The organism is Lysobacter sp. HA35 (genome assembly GCF_054061195.1).
The window spans coordinates 2,098,162-2,114,479 of the sequence record NZ_JBSSDY010000001.1; the positions used below are offsets into that span (position 1 = coordinate 2,098,162).

Here is a 16,318-nt window from a genome sequence, read left to right on the forward strand (position 1 = left end):
CAGCGCGGCGTGCGTTCGCGACGCCCGCGCGGCAATGCGTGTTCGTCTGTCGCAAGGACCGCGCGGCAGTGCCGCGCAAGCGGTCCTGACTACCCCGATCGCCGTCTGAACAGAACCGCCGACAGCACGATCATCAGCAGCGTCGGCGCCAGATACGCGACGCGGTAGTCCATCTGGAATGCGCGCGCGGCGCGGACGAAGACTTCCTGCACCAGCCAGAAGCCGAGCGAGAACACGATGCCGAGGAACAGCCGGCGTCCGAGACCACCACTGCGCAGCGTGCCGAACGCAAACGGCACCGCGGCGAGGCATAGCGCGAGCGCGTTGAGCGGATAGAACCAGCGGCCCCAGTAGTGCTCTTCGAACTCGTTGGCGTCGAGGCCGTTGCGCTCGCGGTATTCCATCGCGTCGCGCAGCTCGTTGGATGCGAGATAGCGCGGGCTGTCGAGGTCAGCCGTCAGTGCCGCGGTATCGAGGCGCGATGCCCACTGCTGCTCCGGAATCGTCTCGGTGCGCACGGACTTCGCGTCGAACAGCGTGCGTTCGACATTGCGCAGCAGCCAACTTCCGGGGCGATGCTCGGCGACGGCCGCATGCGAGATCGACTTCAGTCGGCCGTCGGTCTCGAATTCGTACAGGCGCACGTCGCGCAATTCGAGCCACTGCTTGCCGTTCTCACTGCGCTCCTGCCCGCCCTGCGCATTGAGGATGACTTCACCCTCGCGCGCCCACAGACCGGAGTAACGCGCCACCACCGTGTCGCGATTGGTCGCCGTCTGCTTGACGATGTTCGACATGCGATCGCCCCACGGGCCGAGCGTCTCGCCGTTCAACACCATCAGTAGCGTGAGCAGTGCGACCGCGCCGGCGACGCTGACACCGAGCCGGCGTCGCGACAGGCCGACCGCGCGCAGCGCCGTCAATTCGGACGACGATGCGAGCTGGCCCAGCGCCATCAGCGCGCCGATGACCGCGGCGGTCGGAAACAGCGTGTAGGCGCGACGCGGCGCGGTGTACGCGACATGCGCGACCGCCTTGCCGAAGCCGTAGTCGCCCTTGCCGATGTCGCCGACCTCGTTGACCAGCGCGAGCATGACGTCGAGGCCGAGCAGCACCATCCACGTGAGCAGCACGGTGCCGAGCACGGCGCGCGCGACGTAGACATCGTGGATCTTCGGGAACGGCTTCATCGCGTCGCTCCACGCAGGCGCGGCGCACGGATGCGACCGTCCAACGAATACATCCACGCACCCAGCGCGAGCAGCGGCAGCACCAGCCACCACTGGCCGAGCCCCACCGGGATCTTGCCGCGAGTGATCCAGTTGACGCTGGCCAGCGACAGCATCGTGGCGACGAGATAGATCAGGAAGCCGACCGAGATGCGGCCGAGGCGGCCCTCACGCGGCGAGCTGCGCGCGAGCGGCACGGCGAGCAGCGCGAACGCGATCGCGAGCAGCGGCGGCGCGATGCGCGAATGCAGCTCGGCCTTGGCGGCGGGGCGCGCATCGGCGATCAGTCGCGGCGTCGACAGCATGCGCGGGTCATCGGGGTCGTAGCGGCCCTTGGATGCCGGCATCTCGGCCTCGTTAGCGCGGTAGCGCATCAGACGGTAGTCGCGGTTCGGGCCTTGGCGCGGGCCTTCGACCTCGAAGCCGTTGTCGAGCACGAGGATGCGGTGGCCGTCGTTGTCGACCTCGAGATGGCCGGCGTTCGCGGTCGTCACGTCGAGGCGATCGTTCTTCTGGCGATAGATGAAGACGCGTTCGAATTTGGTGCCGTCGGTCGACATGCGGCTGACGAACACCACGCCGCCGCTGCCGATCGGGGTGAAGCGGCCGGGCTCGAGACCGGCTACCAGCAGGTTGCGCGTGGCCTCGTTGACCATCTGCTTGGAGGTGCGCTCGGCCCATGGGGCGAGCCACAACGAGCAGACGGCGATGATGATCGCGATGGGCGCGACCAGCCCGATCAGCGGGCGCAGCATGCGCTTCGGGCCGATGCCGACCGACGCCAGCACCGGCATCTCCGAGTCGCGATAAAGCCGGCCCAGCGCCAGCATCAGGCCCAGCATCAGCGCCAGCGGCAGGATGATCGGCAGCCAGTTGAGGAACAGCAGGCCCAGCTGCGGCAGCAGCATGTCCGCGGGGAAGCGGCCCTCGGCGATGTCGCGCAAGACGTCGGCGAAGACCGCGCCGAAGGCCACCATCAGCAGCACGAGGGTGGTCGCCAGCACGGCCTGGACGAATTCGGAGAGCAGGTAGCGATCGAATTTCAGCATTCGCGGGGGCTGTTTTAGACTCGTCGTTCGTTCAACGGCCCGTCGCGGCGCTTTTCCGGCGCGTTCGGGATCATGGGCCGGCATCGACTGCCGGCTGCGGCCCACAAGGGTCGGCGATTGTACGTAAATCCCCTTTCACACCCCCGGGAACCCTGGATGGCCCTCGAATTCGATCTCACCTCCGACGCCGTTGCGTCCGTTGCCGCGGACTGCATCGTCGTCGGCGTGTTCGCCGACAAGTCCCTGAGCGAGGCCGCCACGGCGATCGACCGCGCCAGCAACGGGCGCCTGTCGGCCCTGATCGAGCGCGGCGACGTCAGCGGCAAGGCGGGCAAGACCGCGCTGCTGCACGACCTGCCGGACGTGAAGACGCCGCGCGTGCTGGTCGTCGGCCTCGGCGATTCGACCAAGTTCGGCGTCCCGCAATACATCAAGGCGGTCGGCGACGCCGCGCGCGCACTGAAGGCAGGCCCGGTGGCGCATGCCGTCACCACGCTGCCGCAGGTGCCGGTGAAGGGTCGCGACACCGCCTGGGCGATCCGTCAGGCCGTGGCCTGCACCGACCACTGCGCCTACCGCTACACCGCGACGCTCGGCGAGAAGTCGCGCGCCAAGATCGAGCCCGGCCTGACCCGCCTCACCGTCGCCAGCGACGACGCGCAGGCGCTCGCGCAGGGTCGTGCCATCGCCGCGGGCGTGCAGTTCGCGCGCGAGCTCGGCAACCTGCCGCCGAACATCTGCAACCCGGCCTACCTCGCGCAGCAGGCGCAGGAGTTCGCGTCGCGCTTCGCCGAGTGTTCGTGCGAAGTCTTGGACCGCGAGCAGATGGAAGAGCTCGGCATGGGCTCGCTGCTGGCCGTCGCGCGCGGCTCGGCGAACCCGCCCAAGCTCATCGTCCTCAAGTACACCGGCGCCGGCGATGCGAAGCCCTACGTGCTGGTCGGCAAGGGCATCACCTTCGACACCGGCGGCATCAACCTCAAGGTGCAGGGCGGCGTCGAGGAAATGAAGTTCGACATGTGCGGCGCCGCGACGGTCATGGGCACGTTCGTGTCCGCGGTCGGGCTGAAGCTGCCGATCAACCTCACCGTGGTGGTGCCGGCGGTCGAGAACATGCCCGACGCCAATGCCTATCGCCCGTCCGACGTCCTGACCTCGATGTCGGGCAAGACCATCGAAGTCGGAAATACCGACGCCGAAGGCCGCCTGATCCTGTGCGACGCGCTGACCTACGCGCAGCGCTTCGAGCCGGCCGCGCTGGTCGACGTCGCCACGCTCACCGGCGCCTGCGTGATCGCGCTGGGCAAGTACGCCACCGGCCTGATGACCAAGGACGACGACCTGTCGGCCGAACTCGTCGACGCCGGCGAGGCGGTGTTCGACCGCGCCTGGCGCCTGCCGCTGTGGGACGAGTACCAGACGCAGCTCGAATCGACCTTCGCCGACGTCTACAACATCGGCGGCCGTTGGGCCGGTGCGATCACCGCGGGCTGCTTCCTCGCGCGCTTCACCGAAGGCCAGCGCTGGGCGCACCTCGACATCGCCGGCGTCGCCAACGACGAAGGCAAGCGCGGCATGGCGACGGGTCGCCCCGTCGGCCTGCTGTCGCAGTGGCTGATGGATCGCGCCGCGCAGGCGTGATCGGGATGGCACGCGCCGATTTCTACCTGATCACCACGCCGCGGTTCCGCTCGGAGCCGCTGCGCCTGGTCTGCGAGCTCGCCCGCAAGGCGTTCGACGCCGGCCTGCCGACGCTGGTGCTCGCGCGCTCGCAGGAGCAGGCGGAAGCGCTGGACGACCTGCTCTGGGACATGGGCGAAGAGGTCTACATCCCGCACCAGATCGCGGGCGCTGAAGAGGACGAGGAGGAAGCCGAAGTGCTGATCGCCTCGCCCGATACCGACGTCGCCCTGCGCCCGCTGGTGATCAACCTGCGCGACGCGGCGGTCGATGGCGCATTCGACCGCGTGCTGGAAGTCGTGCCCGCCGACGAGTCGTCCCGCGGGCCGCTGCGCGAGCGCTGGAAGCAGTACCAGTCGCGTGGGCTGGAGTTGAAGAAGCACGATATGTGAGGCGCGACGCGTAGCCGCGCGCTTCGCATTCCACCGCAGTTCGTTGGAGACACGACATGGAGTCACGTCTCGCCATCGCTCTGGTGGCGACACTGGTGGCCAGGTGCACGACGCACGGGCCGCCCGCCGAACCGCTTCTACCGTTGGAACCGCCACCGCCGCGCGGCCTGCAGGCCATCGCGCTGACCGCCGGCGAGTACGGCGTTCTGGTCGTCGACCGCGGCTGCGTGCGGGTGAAGAGCGGCCGGAAAACCCGCACCGTGCTGTGGTCGAAGAACACGCGCCTGGACTACGACGAGCACGGGTACTTCCTGCATCGCGAGGGCACCGAAAGGCGCTATCGCGTCGGAGGGCCCATCGAGTTCGGTGGCGGCGCATTGGGCATCGCCCCGGCCGGTACCGACCTGCAGGTCATCCGACGCTGCGGCCCGCCGTACCACCAGGGCTATCTGTCCGACTGACCCGACGACCGCAAGAGCCGGTCCGGTATCCTGCGCAGTCCGCGTGGCGTACTTCGCCGCACCCGCATTTTTCACAGCTCCGCACCGCGGAGCGCCGACTGTTTGCCGCCATGTCCCTCGCCCCCGGTTACGACCCCACCCAGTTCGAGACGCGCCTCTACCAACAGTGGGAGGCCAGCGGCGTGTTCAAGCCGCGCGGAACCGGCGAGCCCTACTCCATCCTGCTGCCGCCGCCGAACGTCACCGGCACGCTGCACATGGGCCACGCGTTCCAGCACACGCTGCAGGACGCGCTGATCCGCTACCACCGCATGCGCGGCTTCGACGTGCTGTGGCAGATGGGCACCGACCACGCCGGCATCGCGACCGAGATGGTCGTGTCGCGCAACCTCGCGCTGGAAGGCAAGGGCGAATCGCGCGACACGCTCGGCCGCGAGGGTTTCATCGCGAAGGTCTGGGAGTGGAAGCAGAAGTCCGGCGACACCATCGAGCGGCAGATGCGCCGGCTCGGTACGTCGGGCGACTGGACGCGCAGCGTCTTCACGATGGATCCGATGGCCGCCGACGCGGTGCGCGAAGCGTTCGTGCGCCTGCACGAGCAGGGCCTGATCTATCGCGGCCAGCGCCTGGTCAACTGGGACCCGGTGCTGAAGACCGCGATCTCCGATCTCGAAGTGGTGAACGAGGAAGAAGACGGCTCGCTGTGGTCGATCGCGTATCCGCTCGCCGATGGCGTCACCTACGAATACGTCGAGCGCGATGCCGATGGCGTCGAGGTGCTGCGCGAAATGCGCGACTACGTCGTCGTCGCGACCACGCGCCCGGAAACCATGCTCGGCGACACCGCCGCGATGGTGCATCCGGACGACGAACGCTACGCCGCACTGCACGGCAAGTTCGTCGAGCTTCCGCTGACCGGTCGCCGCATCCCGGTCATCACCGACGACTACGTCGATCGCGCGTTCGGAACCGGCGTCGTCAAGGTCACGCCGGCGCACGACTTCAACGATTACGCGGTCGGCCAGCGTCATGCATTGCCGCTGATCAACATCTTTACGCCGGACGCGAAGATCCTCGACGGCGTGCTTGCCGACGAAACCGGCGTGCCGCAGAACTATCGCGGGCTCGACCGTTTCGACGCACGGAAGGCCGTGCTCGCCGATCTCGAAGCGCAGGGCCTGCTCATCGAGACCAAGCCGCACAAGCTGCAGGTGCCGCGCGGCGATCGCACCGGCCAGGTGATCGAGCCGTACCTTACGGACCAGTGGTTCGTGAAGATGGACACGCTCGGCGCGCGCGGCTTGGAACTCGCCGAAAGCGGTGCAGTGAAGTTCGTCCCGCCGAACTGGATCAACACCTACCGCCATTGGATGGAGAACATCCAGGACTGGTGCATCTCGCGCCAGCTCTGGTGGGGCCATCGCATTCCCGCGTGGTACGACGCGCAAGGCCGTGTCTACGTGGGCCGCGACGAAGCCGAAGTGCGTGCGAAGCACGGCATCGACGCGACGATGCCGCTCACGCAGGACACCGACGTGCTGGAGACGTGGTTCTCCTCCGCGATGTGGCCGTTCAGCACGCAGGGCTGGCCGAACGGGGAGCTGATGGCCGAGCGCGGCTTCGACCGCTTCGTGCCGTCGAGCGTGCTCGTCACCGGCTTCGACATCATCTTCTTCTGGGTCGCCCGGATGATCATGATGACCGACCACTTCACCGGCGAAGTGCCGTTCAAGGACGTCTACATCACCGGCCTGGTGCGCGATGCGCAGGGCCAGAAGATGTCGAAGTCGAAGGGCAACGTGCTCGATCCGATCGACCTCGTCGACGGCATCTCGCTCGACGATCTCATCGCCAAGCGCACGACGGGGCTGATGAACCCGAAGGACGCGCCGAAGATCGAGAAGGCGACGCGCAAGGAATTTCCGAACGGCATTCCCGCGTTCGGCGCCGACGCGCTGCGCTTCACCATCTCCGCGCTGGCCACGCACGGCCGCGACATCAAGTTCGATCTCGGCCGCGCCGAGGGCTACAAGAACTTCTGCAACAAGCTGTGGAACGCGACGCGCTTTGTGCTGATGAACACCGAAGGCTTCAGCGCCTCGGGTGTGCCGCAGCCGACCACCGACGCCGAGCGCTGGATCCTCCCGCAGCTCGCGCGCGCATCGGCGGAAGCCGAACAGCATTTCGCCGACTACCGCTTCGACCTGCTCGCACAGTCGCTGTACGAATTCGCCTGGAACCAGTTCTGCGACTGGTTCGTCGAACTCGCGAAGCCGGCGCTCAATGGCGACGATGCGGACGCCGCGAACAGTACGCGTCACACGCTGCTGTTCGTGCTCGAGCGGCTGCTGTCGCTGCTGCATCCGCTGATTCCGTTCGTGACGGAAGAGCTTTGGCAAGCCGTCGCGCCGAAGCTCGGCATCGAAGAAACGACGATCATGCTTCGACCGTATCCACGCGCTGCCGAACTTCCGGACGCCGATGCGCAGGCCGAAGTCGCGGTCGAATGGCTGAAGGCGGTGATCTCGACCGTCCGCCGCATCCGCAGCGAACTCAACGTCGCACCGTCGAAGCAGGTCACCCTATTGCTTGCCGGTGGCGACGCGACCGACCGCGAACGCGCACGCCGTTTCGATTCGCAGTTGCGCTTCCTGTGCAAGCTGGAAACGATCGACGTTATCGACGATGCGAACGCCGCGCCGGCATCGGCGGCGGGCGTTGTCGGCGAACTCAAGCTGCTCGTGCCGCTCGAAGGCCTGGTCGACCTCGGCGCGGAACGTGCGCGTCTCGACAAAGAGATCAAGCGCGTCGAAGGCGAGCTCGCGAAGTCGCAGGGCAAGCTCGCGAGCGACACGTTCGTCAACAACGCACCCGCGGCAGTAGTCGAGCAGGAACGCAAGCGCGTGATCGACTGGGCGTCGCAGCGCGACGCGCTTGCTGCGCAGCGAGCGAAGCTGGGCTGAGCTAGACGCCCGCAGCGCCCGTCAGTTGGTGGGCGGTTGCGAGCGGTCGAGCGAGATCTGCTGGACGTCGCCGTGGAACGCGCGTTCCTGCATCGCGGCGGCGCTCATGACGGCCGCCTGGCATTTCTCGGGATCTTTCAGCCGGATCGCGCCACCGCTGATCGACACATACACCGGACGAGCAGAGCGTTTGCCACCGCTGGTATAGAACGCCGCCTCATGGGTATTGGCCACCACGGCGTTCGCGCCGAGCTTCTCCGCCTGATCTGAAAGGCGGCCGAACACGCTGGCGTAGTTCACGAGGCGCAACCGGTCGTCGTCGGGGCTGCCGTCGGGCCGACGCCCATCGGACGCGCGTACGTTGCCGAGGCGATCGTAGGCGCAGCTGGGATAGCCGGACAGCACGGGAACCGCCGCGGAGGCGATGCCGGGCATGATCAGGGCGGAAAGGAGGTACAGGCAGATGCGGCGCATGGCAGATCCGTTGCGGTGACCGAACACCGATCCTACTCCGGCGGCAGCAGTTCCATCGCCATCACGATCGCGTCCTCGCGACCATCGCGCGCCGGGTAATAGCGCGGTCGGCGCCCGATCTCGTTGAACCCTTCCTCGTCGTACAACTTGATCGCGCCGCGGTTCGACGGTCGCACCTCGAGGAAGATGCGCTGCGCGCCGCGCGAACGGCCGAGCTGCACGAGCGAACGCAGCAGGCGTCGGCCATGGCCCTGCCCCTGGAATTCCGGCGCGACGCAGATGTTGAGCACATGCGCTTCGCCAGCCGCGAGGCTCAGCAGGAAGTAGCCCGCGATCGAGCCGCCAACGTCGAGCACCCACGCGAGGTAATCCGCGCGCAGGCAGTCGCGGAAGATGCCGGCCGTCCACGGGAATTCATAGGCGCGACGCTCGACGTCGAACACCGCATCGACGTCCTGCTCGCGCATCGGCCGCAGCGACGCCGGACGACTGCTCGCGGACGGCTGCGCACTCATGCGCTACGCGCCGCCTTGCGAAGCGGACGCAGCGCCCGCCACAACGCGCGACGCGTGGCGACGTCGCGCGGCATGCCATGCGTCGCGACGAGCGATGCGACATCGACCCCGCGTGCCGCGCGCATCAGCCCCGCCGGCACATCAGTCGACGACGTCGCGGACCGAATAGACGCAGGCGCATCCATCGGACGCTGCAACACCTCGAGGCCCATCGCCTGCAGCCATTCGATCTGCTGCGCGCTCCAAGGCAGGCTCACGCCGCGACCTCGACGGTGCGACGCGTGCGTCGCCACAGCCAGTAGCCGGGCCCGGACAGCGCATACAACGCGAACACCGCGAACAGCACGATCGGCGGATCGATCGCCACGGCCACCAGCACCGCCACCACCACGATGATCGCGAGGAACGGCACGCGGTCGTTGCGCGGCCCGCCGCCCTTGAAGCTGAAATAGCGCATGCGGCTGACCATCAACAGCGCAGCGAACACAGTGACCCCGAGCGCCACGTAGCGCAGGTCGCGCGGGTCGAACTGCAATTCGGTGCAGCTCCAGACGAAGCTCGCGACCAGACCGGCCGCCGCCGGGCTGGCCAGCCCGATGAACCAGCGCTTGTCGACCTGCCCCACCTGTGCGTTGAAGCGCGCCAGTCGCAGCGCGGCGCAGGCGGCGTAGAGGAAGGCTCCGATCCAGCCGAGCTTGCCGGGGGTAGCGCCGTCCAGCCGCAGCGACGACAACGCCCAGTGATACATGACCAGCGACGGCGCGACGCCGAAGCTGACCAGGTCGGCCAGCGAGTCGTACTGGACCCCGAATTCGCTCTGGGTATTGGTCAGCCGGGCGACCCGGCCGTCCAGCCCGTCGAGGATCGCCGCCACGAAAATCGCGATGCAGGCGTCCGCGAAGCGGCCTTGGGCCGCCGAGATGACGGCGAAATAGCCGGCGAACATGCCGCCGGTCGTGAACAGGTTCGGCAGCAGATAGATGCCGCGGGCGCGCGGTCGGGCCGGCGCGGGCGGTGGCATGGATTCCATTTGTTCAGTGTATCGCTTGCCCCGTCGCCCCGGCGGTGCTGCAATCGGACCGGGATCCCCCTTTACCTACTGGAACGCCGACATGCGCCGGCTCTCGACTCTCGCCCGCCTCGCCCTCCCGCTCCTCTTCGTCGCCGCCCTGCCCGCCGTGGCCGGTCAGGTCTATACGTGGAAGGACGCCAAGGGCGTGACCCACTACGCCGACGCACCGCCGGCCGGGCAGAAGATGGCTGCCCGCACCTTCGGCGAGCACCCGGTTGCCCCGGCCGCGCCCAAGGCGGTCGCCAATTCCGACTGCAGCAACTCGCGCAGCAACCTCACGCTGCTGCAGGGCAACGGCAAGGTCGGCGTCGACGAGGACAAGGACGGCAAGGCCGACCGCGAACTCACCGCCGCCGAGCGCGCCGCGCGCCTGAAGGTGGCCGAAGGCCAGGTCGAGCTGTACTGCAACGCGCCGTCGACCAGCGTGGCGACCGCCAAGCAGGGCTGATCCGCGCGCGTCGCCCTGCGCGACGCGCGATGCCATCGACGCATCGGGCCGGCTGCCGCGCACCGCGTGGCAGAATGCCGCTCTTTCCGTGCGTGAAGTCCCGCCGATGCGCCTGTCGCAGTTCCATCTCCACACCACCAAGGAAACGCCCGCCGACGCGGACATCGTCAGCCAGCAGCTGATGCTGCGCGCGGGCATGATCCGCAAGCTGGCCGTCGGCCTGTACACGTGGAGCCCGCTGGGCCTGCGCGTGCTGCGCAAGGTCGAGCGCATCGTCCGCGACGAAATGACCAACGCCGGCGCGATCGAAATGCTGATGCCGTCGGTGCAGCCGCGCGAGCTGTGGGAAGAGACCGGGCGCTGGGAGAAATTCGGCGGCCAGCTCCTCAAGATCAAGGACCGCAAGGACGCCTGGTACTGCTACGGCCCGACGCACGAGGAAGTCATCACCGACTTCGCGCGCCAGGAGCTGTCGAGCTACAAGCAGTTGCCGGTCAACTTCTTCCAGATCCAGACCAAGTTCCGCGACGAGATCCGCCCGCGCTTCGGCGTGATGCGCGCGCGCGAGTTCCTGATGAAGGACGCCTACTCCTTCCATCTGACCGACGCGGACCTCGAACGCGAATACCGCAACATGTACGACACCTACGGGCGCATCTTCACGCGCCTGGGGCTGAAGTTCCGTGCCGTGGTCGCCGACACCGGTGCGATCGGTGGCGCGATGAGCCACGAGTTCCACGTGCTTGCCGACTCGGGCGAGGACGCGCTGGCTTTCTCGACCGGCTCGGAATACGCGGCGAACGTCGAGCGTGCCGAAGCCGCCGCGCCGGCTCCGCGCCCCGCCGCGACCGAAGGCATGCGCAAGATCGACACGCCGACGCAGAAGACCTGCGAGGACGTCGCCGCGCTGATGGGCATTCCGCTTATGCGCACGGTGAAGTCGATCGCCGCGATGGGCGTCGACCCCGAAAACAATCCGCGCTTCGTGCTCGCGCTGGTGCGCGGCGACCACGCGGTCAACGAGATCAAGCTGGCCAAGCTGCCGGGCATGACCGAATACCGCCTCGCGACCGAAGACGAAATCCGCGCGCACCTCAACGCATCGCCGGGCTTCCTCGGCCCGCTGTCACCGACGAAGGACATCTTCGTCGTCGCCGATCGCGAGGTCGCTGCGATGGCGGACTTCGTCGTCGGTGCGAACGAGGACGGCTTCCACATCGCCGGCGTGAACTGGGGCCGCGACCTGCCCGAGCCCGCGCTTGTCGCCGACATCCGCAACGTCGTCGAAGGCGACGCATCGCCGGACGGCGAGGGCACGCTCGGCATCGCGCGCGGCATCGAGGTCGGCCACGTGTTCCAGCTCGGCCGCAAGTACGCCGAGGCGATGAAGTGCACCGTGCTCGACGAAACCGGCAAGGCCGCGACGCCCGCGATGGGCTGCTACGGCATCGGCGTGTCGCGCATCGTCGCCGCGGCCATTGAGCAGAACCACGACGCCGCCGGCATCATCTGGCCGGACGCGATCGCGCCGTGGCAGGCGGTGGTCTGCGTCATCAACCCGAAGAACAGCGATGCGGTGAACGACGCCGCGCTCGAGCTGTATCGCGACCTGCAGAAGGCCGGCGTCGACGTCGCGCTGGACGATCGCGGCCTGCGCCCGGGCCAGATGTTCGCGGACATCGAACTGATCGGCATCCCGCACCGCATCGTGGTGTCCGAACGTGGCCTGCAGGCGGGGACGTACGAATACCGCCATCGTCGCGCCAGTGAGGCCGAACAGCTCGATCGCGACGCCGCGATCGCGCACGTCACCGGCGCCTGATTATCTGCGCGCATTTACGCGATTAATATCGATGGTTACGATGGGCCGTCCGCGATCGGGCGGCCCATTTTCTTTTCGGTAACTGGAGGCAGCAGCATGGCAGTCGATCTGAACAGCATGTCCGCGAGGGAACTGGAGGCCCTGATCAACCAGGCCAAGAAGCGCCGCAGCGTGCTGAGCAAGCGCAAGCCGATCGCGACGGTGCGCACCCGCCTCGAACAGATCGCCCGTGCGGAGGGTTATTCGATCAGCGAACTGTTCGGCACGCGCAGTGGCCCCGGCACTGCGTCCTCCACGGCCGAGCCGCGCGCCAAGGGCACGCGCAAGCCGTCGAAGATGGCCGGCACCAAGGTCGCGCCGAAGTACCGCAACCCGGACAACGCGAACGAGACCTGGAGCGGTCGCGGCAAGCAGCCGCGCTGGCTGCAGGCGCATACCAGCAAGGGCCGCGTGCTGGACGATTTCCTGATCCGCTGATCGCAGCGCGATCGCTTCCCGACGCCGGCCTCGTGCCGGCGTCGTCGTTTCCGGCTCATCGAATACTCACCACCGCGCCCGGAACCTGCGGGCCATGTCGATGATTTCGCGCATTCGCCGCTGGGCCCGCGCACTCAAACAGGACACGCTGGTCGTGTACTTCGCCGCACGCGATCCGCGCACGCCGTGGGCGGTGCGCCTGTTCGCGCTGGGCGTCGCGGCCTACGCGTTGAGCCCGATCGACCTGATTCCCGATTTCATCCCGGTGCTCGGTTATCTCGACGACCTGCTGATCGTCCCGCTCGGCATCGCGCTGGTCATGCGCTGGCTGCCGGCCGAGGTGAAAGCCGATGCGCATGCGCGCGCGGCGGAGATGGCGGCGCGGCGGACGAGTCGCGGCATGGCGATCGTCATTGCCGTGATCTGGGTCGTCGCGATCGCCTTGGTCGTGTTGTGGGGCTACGGCCTCTGGCACGCACGCCGCGCCTGAGTCAGAGATTGCGTCGCGGCGGGAGCAGCAGGTTGCCGAACAGCAGGCCGGCGACGAGCGCGGCGAGCGCATTCATTACCGCGAGTACCGCGCTCTGCCCGGCGCCGACATCCTGGCTCTGCATCAGGCTTAGAAGCCCGCGCATGCTCGTGCTGCCGGGAACCAGCGTGATGATGCCCGGCACGCGGATGATCGCGCCCGGACGGTGCCACCAGCGCGCGTAGGCATTGCCCATCGCGGTGATCGACAGCGCGGCGATGAACACGCCGGCCGGGCTGCCGACGGTCGAGCCGACGAAACGCGAGATCAGGTAACCCGCCGCGGCGGCGCCCATCACGCGCAGGTAATCGCGATAACTCGCGCGGAACAGCACCGCAAACGCGAACGACGCCACGGCGAGCGCGATCCATTCCATCCACGCCGGCTGCGGGCGCGATGCACGCGCGACCGGGTCGAGCCCGAACACCTCGAGCGCATACACCGCGACGAGCACGCCGATCGCGAGCTTGAGCACTGTCGTCAGCGCGCCCGCAAAACGCGCAGTGCCCGACACGAGTTGCTGGCCGGTGAGTTCGTTCACCGCATTGGTGAGCGCGAGCCCCGGCAACAACACGATCAGCGAGACGATGATCACCGTGTTCTGGTTCAGCGGTGCGATGAAGCTGCCGACCAGCACCGCGATCGTGCCCGCGAGCATGCCCGACAGCGCCTCGAAGCCCGCACGCACGCGCGGATGCGTCTCCGCGAGCAGGTCGAGCACGCCGATCAGCAGGCCGGTGAGTCCGGCGACACCGATGTCGAGCCACGGCAATCGCAGCAGCCCCGCGACTGCCGCCGCAGCGAGGCCGAACGCGACCACTTCCGCATAGCGCATCGTGCGCGTGGGCGGCATGTCGAGCGCACGCATCTGCACACGCGCATCGCCAACATCCAGCGTGCCCGCGAGCACTTCTTCCGCGATGCGATCCGTTTCGGACAGGCGATGCAGGTCGACGTCGCCCGGCGCGAGGCGCAGCACGCGGGTGATGTCGCGCAGGCCGGTCGCGCGGCCCGGATCGCCGAAGGTGAGGATCAGGCCCGTCGGGTTCGACCACGGTTCACAGTCGAGCCCCAGCCGCGACGCCACGGCGATCAGCGCGCCCTCGAGGCGCTCGGCGGTGGTGCCGTAGCGGTGCAGGCGCGACGCGAGCTCGACCATGAAGTCGATTCGCGCGACGTAGGCGGCTTCGCTGAGGGGCGCGGTCATGGGTGAAGGATCGCATGCCTTCCCCGCACGGCCGAGCCGGTATGCTCCGCCGCGAGCATGACCGAACCCACTACAAGCCCGCCTACCCTCGACGCCGGCGCCGATGACGGCGGCGTGCGCCTCGGCGGGCATTGGACACTGGAACACGCGGTGCAGATCGGCGACACGCTCGCCGACGCGCCCTGCCCGGTGCAGCAGGTCGACGCGCGCGGCATCGAGCGACTCGATTCGCTGGGCGTGCTGCAACTTCTGCGATGGTCCAGGCGCTGCGGCGTCGAATTCGATTCGTTCGCGTTCCGCGACGAACACCGCGCGCTGGTCGCGGCCATCGAGGACGTCGCCGACGAGCGCCCCAAACGCAAGAAGGAGTACGGCCTCGTCGCCGCGCTCGGGCGCCTGGGTTTCGCGATGCAGGACAACGCGAAGGAAGCGATGGCGCTGGTCGCGTTCCTTGGCGAAGTGCTGGTCAAGATGGTGCGCACGATCAAGGAGCCCTCGCGCTTCCGCCCGATCGCACTCGTGCACCACATGGAGCAGGTCGGCCTCGATGCGACGCCGCTAGTTGCGCTGCTCTCGTTCCTCGTCGGCGCGGTGGTCGCGTTCCTCGGCGCGAACGTGCTGCGCGACTTCGGCGCGGAGATCTACGTCGTCGAACTCGTCAACGTGTCGTTCCTGCGCGAGTTCGCCGTGCTGCTCACGTCGATCATCCTTGCCGGTCGCACCGCGAGCGCATTCACCGCGCAGATCGGCGCGATGAAGAGCCGCGAGGAAGTCGATGCGATCCGCACGCTGGGCATGGACCCGATCGACCTACTCGTCATTCCGCGCGTGCTGGCATTGTTGACGATGCTTCCGCTGCTCACGTTCGTCGCGATGATCGCCGGCCTGCTCGGCGGCCTTACCGTCGGCGCCTACGCACTCGACATCCCGCCGCAGCAGTACCTCGCGCGAATGCAGGACACGATCGAAGTGCGTCACATGTGGGTGGGCCTCGCGAAGGCGCCGCTGTTCGCGATGATCATCGCGCTGGTCGGCTGTCTTGAAGGCCTGCAGGTCGAAGGCACTGCGCAGTCGGTCGGCGAACGCACGACGTCCGCCGTGGTGCAGGCGATTTCGCTGGTGATCATCCTCGATGCCGTCGCCGCGCTGTGGTTCATGGTGATGGACATCTAATGGCGACGAATGACGCGACCGACGACGCGCGCGACGCGCCCGCCCCCATCGTCCGCGTGCGGGGCATGGTCAATCGCTTCGGCGACCAGGTGGTGCACGACGGGCTGGACCTCGACGTCATGCCGGGCGAGATCATCGGCGTGGTCGGCGGTTCGGGCACCGGCAAGTCGGTGCTGATGCGATCCATCCTCGGACTGCGCACGCCAGACGAAGGCGAAATCGAAGTGCTCGGCGTCGACGCACGCACCAGCGACCTCAAGGCGCGGCGCCACATCGAACGCAATACCGGCGTGCTGTTCCAGGACGGCGCGCTGTTCTCGTCGCTCACCGTCGGCGAGAACGTGGAAGTGCCGCTGAAGGAGTACCACCGCGACCTGCCCGATTCGCTGCGCCGCGAGATCGCGCTGCTGAAGGTGAAGCTCGCCGGCCTGCCCGCCGACGCGGTCGACAAGATTCCGTCGCAGCTGTCGGGCGGCATGCGCAAGCGCGCCGGGCTGTCGCGTGCGCTGGCGCTGGATCCGCCACTGCTCTTCCTCGACGAGCCCACTGCGGGCCTCGACCCGATCGGCGCCGCGGCGTTCGATCACCTGATCCGCACGCTACAGCAGGCTCTTGGGCTCACGGTGTTCCTCATCACACACGATCTGGACACGCTTTACGCTATCTGCGACCGGGTGGCCGTGCTCGCCGACCACAAGGTGATCGCGACCGCGCCGATCGAGGAGATCGAGCAGCTCGACCACCCCTGGGTACGCGAGTACTTCCACGGCCCCCGTGCGCGTGCCGCGCAGGCCGGGCGCGATCGCACCCGCAACGACTGACCGCAT

17 protein-coding genes are annotated in these 16,318 nt (G+C 67.9%); 10 read left to right on the plus strand and 7 right to left on the minus strand.

Annotation, left to right across the window (positions count from 1 at the left end; translation table 11 throughout):
- Positions 1 to 89: 89 nt before the first annotated feature.
- Both lptG and lptF read right to left on the minus strand, forming a co-directional pair.
- On the minus strand, positions 90 to 1,190 hold the full coding sequence (gene lptG, locus ACVWZN_RS10405; protein WP_456953751.1) for an LPS export ABC transporter permease LptG: 1,101 nt from the start codon (positions 1,188 to 1,190) through the stop codon (positions 90 to 92).
- Complete coding sequence (lptF, locus tag ACVWZN_RS10410) at positions 1,187 to 2,278, minus strand: LPS export ABC transporter permease LptF (RefSeq protein ID WP_456953752.1); 1,092 nt, start codon at positions 2,276 to 2,278, stop codon at positions 1,187 to 1,189. Before lptF ends, lptG begins: the two co-directional genes overlap by 4 nt.
- 156 nt (positions 2,279 to 2,434) lie before the next feature.
- Here lptF and ACVWZN_RS10415 point away from each other — a divergent pair, with 156 nt between their 5' ends.
- The 4 genes from ACVWZN_RS10415 (at position 2,435) to ACVWZN_RS10430 (ending at position 7,774) form a co-directional block, all read left to right on the plus strand.
- A complete protein-coding gene (locus ACVWZN_RS10415) occupies positions 2,435 to 3,919 on the plus strand; it encodes a leucyl aminopeptidase (RefSeq protein ID WP_456953753.1) in 1,485 nt (494 codons plus the stop codon).
- A 5-nt stretch (positions 3,920 to 3,924) separates the two neighbouring features.
- A complete protein-coding gene (locus ACVWZN_RS10420; protein ID WP_456953754.1) occupies positions 3,925 to 4,350 on the plus strand; it encodes a DNA polymerase III subunit chi in 426 nt (141 codons plus the stop codon).
- Positions 4,351 to 4,406: 56 nt separating this feature from the next.
- Entirely contained in the window at positions 4,407 to 4,811 is a 405-nt protein-coding gene (locus ACVWZN_RS10425; RefSeq protein ID WP_456953755.1) for a hypothetical protein, read from the plus strand.
- A 110-nt stretch (positions 4,812 to 4,921) separates the two neighbouring features.
- Positions 4,922 to 7,774 (plus strand): valine--tRNA ligase, encoded by a 2,853-nt coding sequence (locus ACVWZN_RS10430; protein WP_456953756.1) that lies wholly within the window; start codon positions 4,922 to 4,924, stop codon positions 7,772 to 7,774.
- Between the two features lie 21 nt (positions 7,775 to 7,795).
- On the opposite strand, the gene ACVWZN_RS10435 is transcribed toward ACVWZN_RS10430, so the two are convergent.
- From ACVWZN_RS10435 to pssA, 4 genes are read right to left on the minus strand one after another with little or no spacing between them, the layout of a single operon-like run.
- A complete protein-coding gene (locus ACVWZN_RS10435; protein WP_456953757.1) occupies positions 7,796 to 8,248 on the minus strand; it encodes a hypothetical protein in 453 nt (150 codons plus the stop codon).
- Positions 8,249 to 8,280: 32 nt separating this feature from the next.
- Positions 8,281 to 8,763, minus strand: a complete 483-nt coding sequence (gene rimI, locus ACVWZN_RS10440) for a ribosomal protein S18-alanine N-acetyltransferase (RefSeq protein ID WP_027081831.1) — start codon at positions 8,761 to 8,763, stop codon at positions 8,281 to 8,283.
- Positions 8,760 to 9,020, minus strand: coding sequence for a hypothetical protein (locus ACVWZN_RS10445; protein WP_456953758.1), 261 nt, complete (start codon positions 9,018 to 9,020; stop codon positions 8,760 to 8,762). The genes rimI and ACVWZN_RS10445 overlap by 4 nt, the downstream gene beginning before the upstream one ends.
- Positions 9,017 to 9,793 (minus strand): CDP-diacylglycerol--serine O-phosphatidyltransferase, encoded by a 777-nt coding sequence (gene pssA / locus ACVWZN_RS10450; protein ID WP_456953759.1) that lies wholly within the window; start codon positions 9,791 to 9,793, stop codon positions 9,017 to 9,019. Before pssA ends, ACVWZN_RS10445 begins: the two co-directional genes overlap by 4 nt.
- 82 nt (positions 9,794 to 9,875) lie before the next feature.
- On the opposite strand from pssA, the gene ACVWZN_RS10455 reads away from it, so the two are divergent.
- The 4 genes from ACVWZN_RS10455 (at position 9,876) to ACVWZN_RS10470 (ending at position 13,072) form a co-directional block, all read left to right on the plus strand.
- On the plus strand, positions 9,876 to 10,283 hold the full coding sequence (locus ACVWZN_RS10455; RefSeq protein ID WP_051234677.1) for a DUF4124 domain-containing protein: 408 nt from the start codon (positions 9,876 to 9,878) through the stop codon (positions 10,281 to 10,283).
- A 106-nt stretch (positions 10,284 to 10,389) separates the two neighbouring features.
- Positions 10,390 to 12,105: a proline--tRNA ligase gene (locus tag ACVWZN_RS10460; protein ID WP_456954750.1), complete on the plus strand. Its 1,716-nt coding sequence runs from the start codon at positions 10,390 to 10,392 to the stop codon at positions 12,103 to 12,105.
- Between the two features lie 96 nt (positions 12,106 to 12,201).
- The gene (locus ACVWZN_RS10465; protein WP_456953760.1) at positions 12,202 to 12,582 is read left to right on the plus strand and encodes an H-NS histone family protein; all 381 of its coding nucleotides are present in this window, start codon (positions 12,202 to 12,204) and stop codon (positions 12,580 to 12,582) included.
- A gap of 94 nt (positions 12,583 to 12,676) precedes the next feature.
- Positions 12,677 to 13,072, plus strand: a complete 396-nt coding sequence (locus tag ACVWZN_RS10470; protein ID WP_456953761.1) for a YkvA family protein — start codon at positions 12,677 to 12,679, stop codon at positions 13,070 to 13,072.
- 1 nt (position 13,073) lies between these two features.
- Here ACVWZN_RS10470 and ACVWZN_RS10475 read toward each other — a convergent pair whose 3' ends face one another.
- Positions 13,074 to 14,318 carry a threonine/serine ThrE exporter family protein gene (locus tag ACVWZN_RS10475; protein WP_456953762.1) on the minus strand — a complete coding sequence of 415 codons (1,245 nt, stop codon included), beginning with the start codon at positions 14,316 to 14,318 and terminating at the stop codon, positions 13,074 to 13,076.
- A gap of 57 nt (positions 14,319 to 14,375) precedes the next feature.
- Here ACVWZN_RS10475 and ACVWZN_RS10480 point away from each other — a divergent pair, with 57 nt between their 5' ends.
- Together ACVWZN_RS10480 and ACVWZN_RS10485 are read left to right on the plus strand one after the other, a co-directional pair.
- On the plus strand, positions 14,376 to 15,491 hold the full coding sequence (locus ACVWZN_RS10480; protein WP_027081825.1) for an ABC transporter permease: 1,116 nt from the start codon (positions 14,376 to 14,378) through the stop codon (positions 15,489 to 15,491).
- Positions 15,491 to 16,312: an ABC transporter ATP-binding protein gene (locus ACVWZN_RS10485; RefSeq protein ID WP_456953763.1), complete on the plus strand. Its 822-nt coding sequence runs from the start codon at positions 15,491 to 15,493 to the stop codon at positions 16,310 to 16,312. Before ACVWZN_RS10480 ends, ACVWZN_RS10485 begins: the two co-directional genes overlap by 1 nt.
- Positions 16,313 to 16,318: the final 6 nt, after the last annotated feature.

Bases quoted from the DNA above. Each gene is read 5' to 3' on its own strand.
- rimI (WP_027081831.1), bottom strand. From the start codon at position 8,763: ATGAGTGCGCAGCCGTCCGCGAGCAGTCGTCCGGCGTCGCTGCGGCCG.
- ACVWZN_RS10470 (WP_456953761.1), top strand. From the start codon at position 12,677: ATGTCGATGATTTCGCGCATTCGCCGCTGGGCCCGCGCACTCAAACAG.
- ACVWZN_RS10465 (WP_456953760.1), top strand. From the start codon at position 12,202: ATGGCAGTCGATCTGAACAGCATGTCCGCGAGGGAACTGGAGGCCCTG.
- ACVWZN_RS10475 (WP_456953762.1), bottom strand. From the start codon at position 14,318: ATGACCGCGCCCCTCAGCGAAGCCGCCTACGTCGCGCGAATCGACTTC.
- ACVWZN_RS10420 (WP_456953754.1), top strand. From the start codon at position 3,925: ATGGCACGCGCCGATTTCTACCTGATCACCACGCCGCGGTTCCGCTCG.
- ACVWZN_RS10425 (WP_456953755.1), top strand. From the start codon at position 4,407: ATGGAGTCACGTCTCGCCATCGCTCTGGTGGCGACACTGGTGGCCAGG.
- lptG (WP_456953751.1), bottom strand. From the start codon at position 1,190: ATGAAGCCGTTCCCGAAGATCCACGATGTCTACGTCGCGCGCGCCGTG.
- ACVWZN_RS10485 (WP_456953763.1), top strand. From the start codon at position 15,491: ATGGCGACGAATGACGCGACCGACGACGCGCGCGACGCGCCCGCCCCC.
- pssA (WP_456953759.1), bottom strand. From the start codon at position 9,793: ATGGAATCCATGCCACCGCCCGCGCCGGCCCGACCGCGCGCCCGCGGC.
- ACVWZN_RS10415 (WP_456953753.1), top strand. From the start codon at position 2,435: ATGGCCCTCGAATTCGATCTCACCTCCGACGCCGTTGCGTCCGTTGCC.
- ACVWZN_RS10480 (WP_027081825.1), top strand. From the start codon at position 14,376: ATGACCGAACCCACTACAAGCCCGCCTACCCTCGACGCCGGCGCCGAT.
- ACVWZN_RS10435 (WP_456953757.1), bottom strand. From the start codon at position 8,248: ATGCGCCGCATCTGCCTGTACCTCCTTTCCGCCCTGATCATGCCCGGC.
- ACVWZN_RS10430 (WP_456953756.1), top strand. From the start codon at position 4,922: ATGTCCCTCGCCCCCGGTTACGACCCCACCCAGTTCGAGACGCGCCTC.
- ACVWZN_RS10455 (WP_051234677.1), top strand. From the start codon at position 9,876: ATGCGCCGGCTCTCGACTCTCGCCCGCCTCGCCCTCCCGCTCCTCTTC.
- ACVWZN_RS10460 (WP_456954750.1), top strand. From the start codon at position 10,390: ATGCGCCTGTCGCAGTTCCATCTCCACACCACCAAGGAAACGCCCGCC.
- lptF (WP_456953752.1), bottom strand. From the start codon at position 2,278: ATGCTGAAATTCGATCGCTACCTGCTCTCCGAATTCGTCCAGGCCGTG.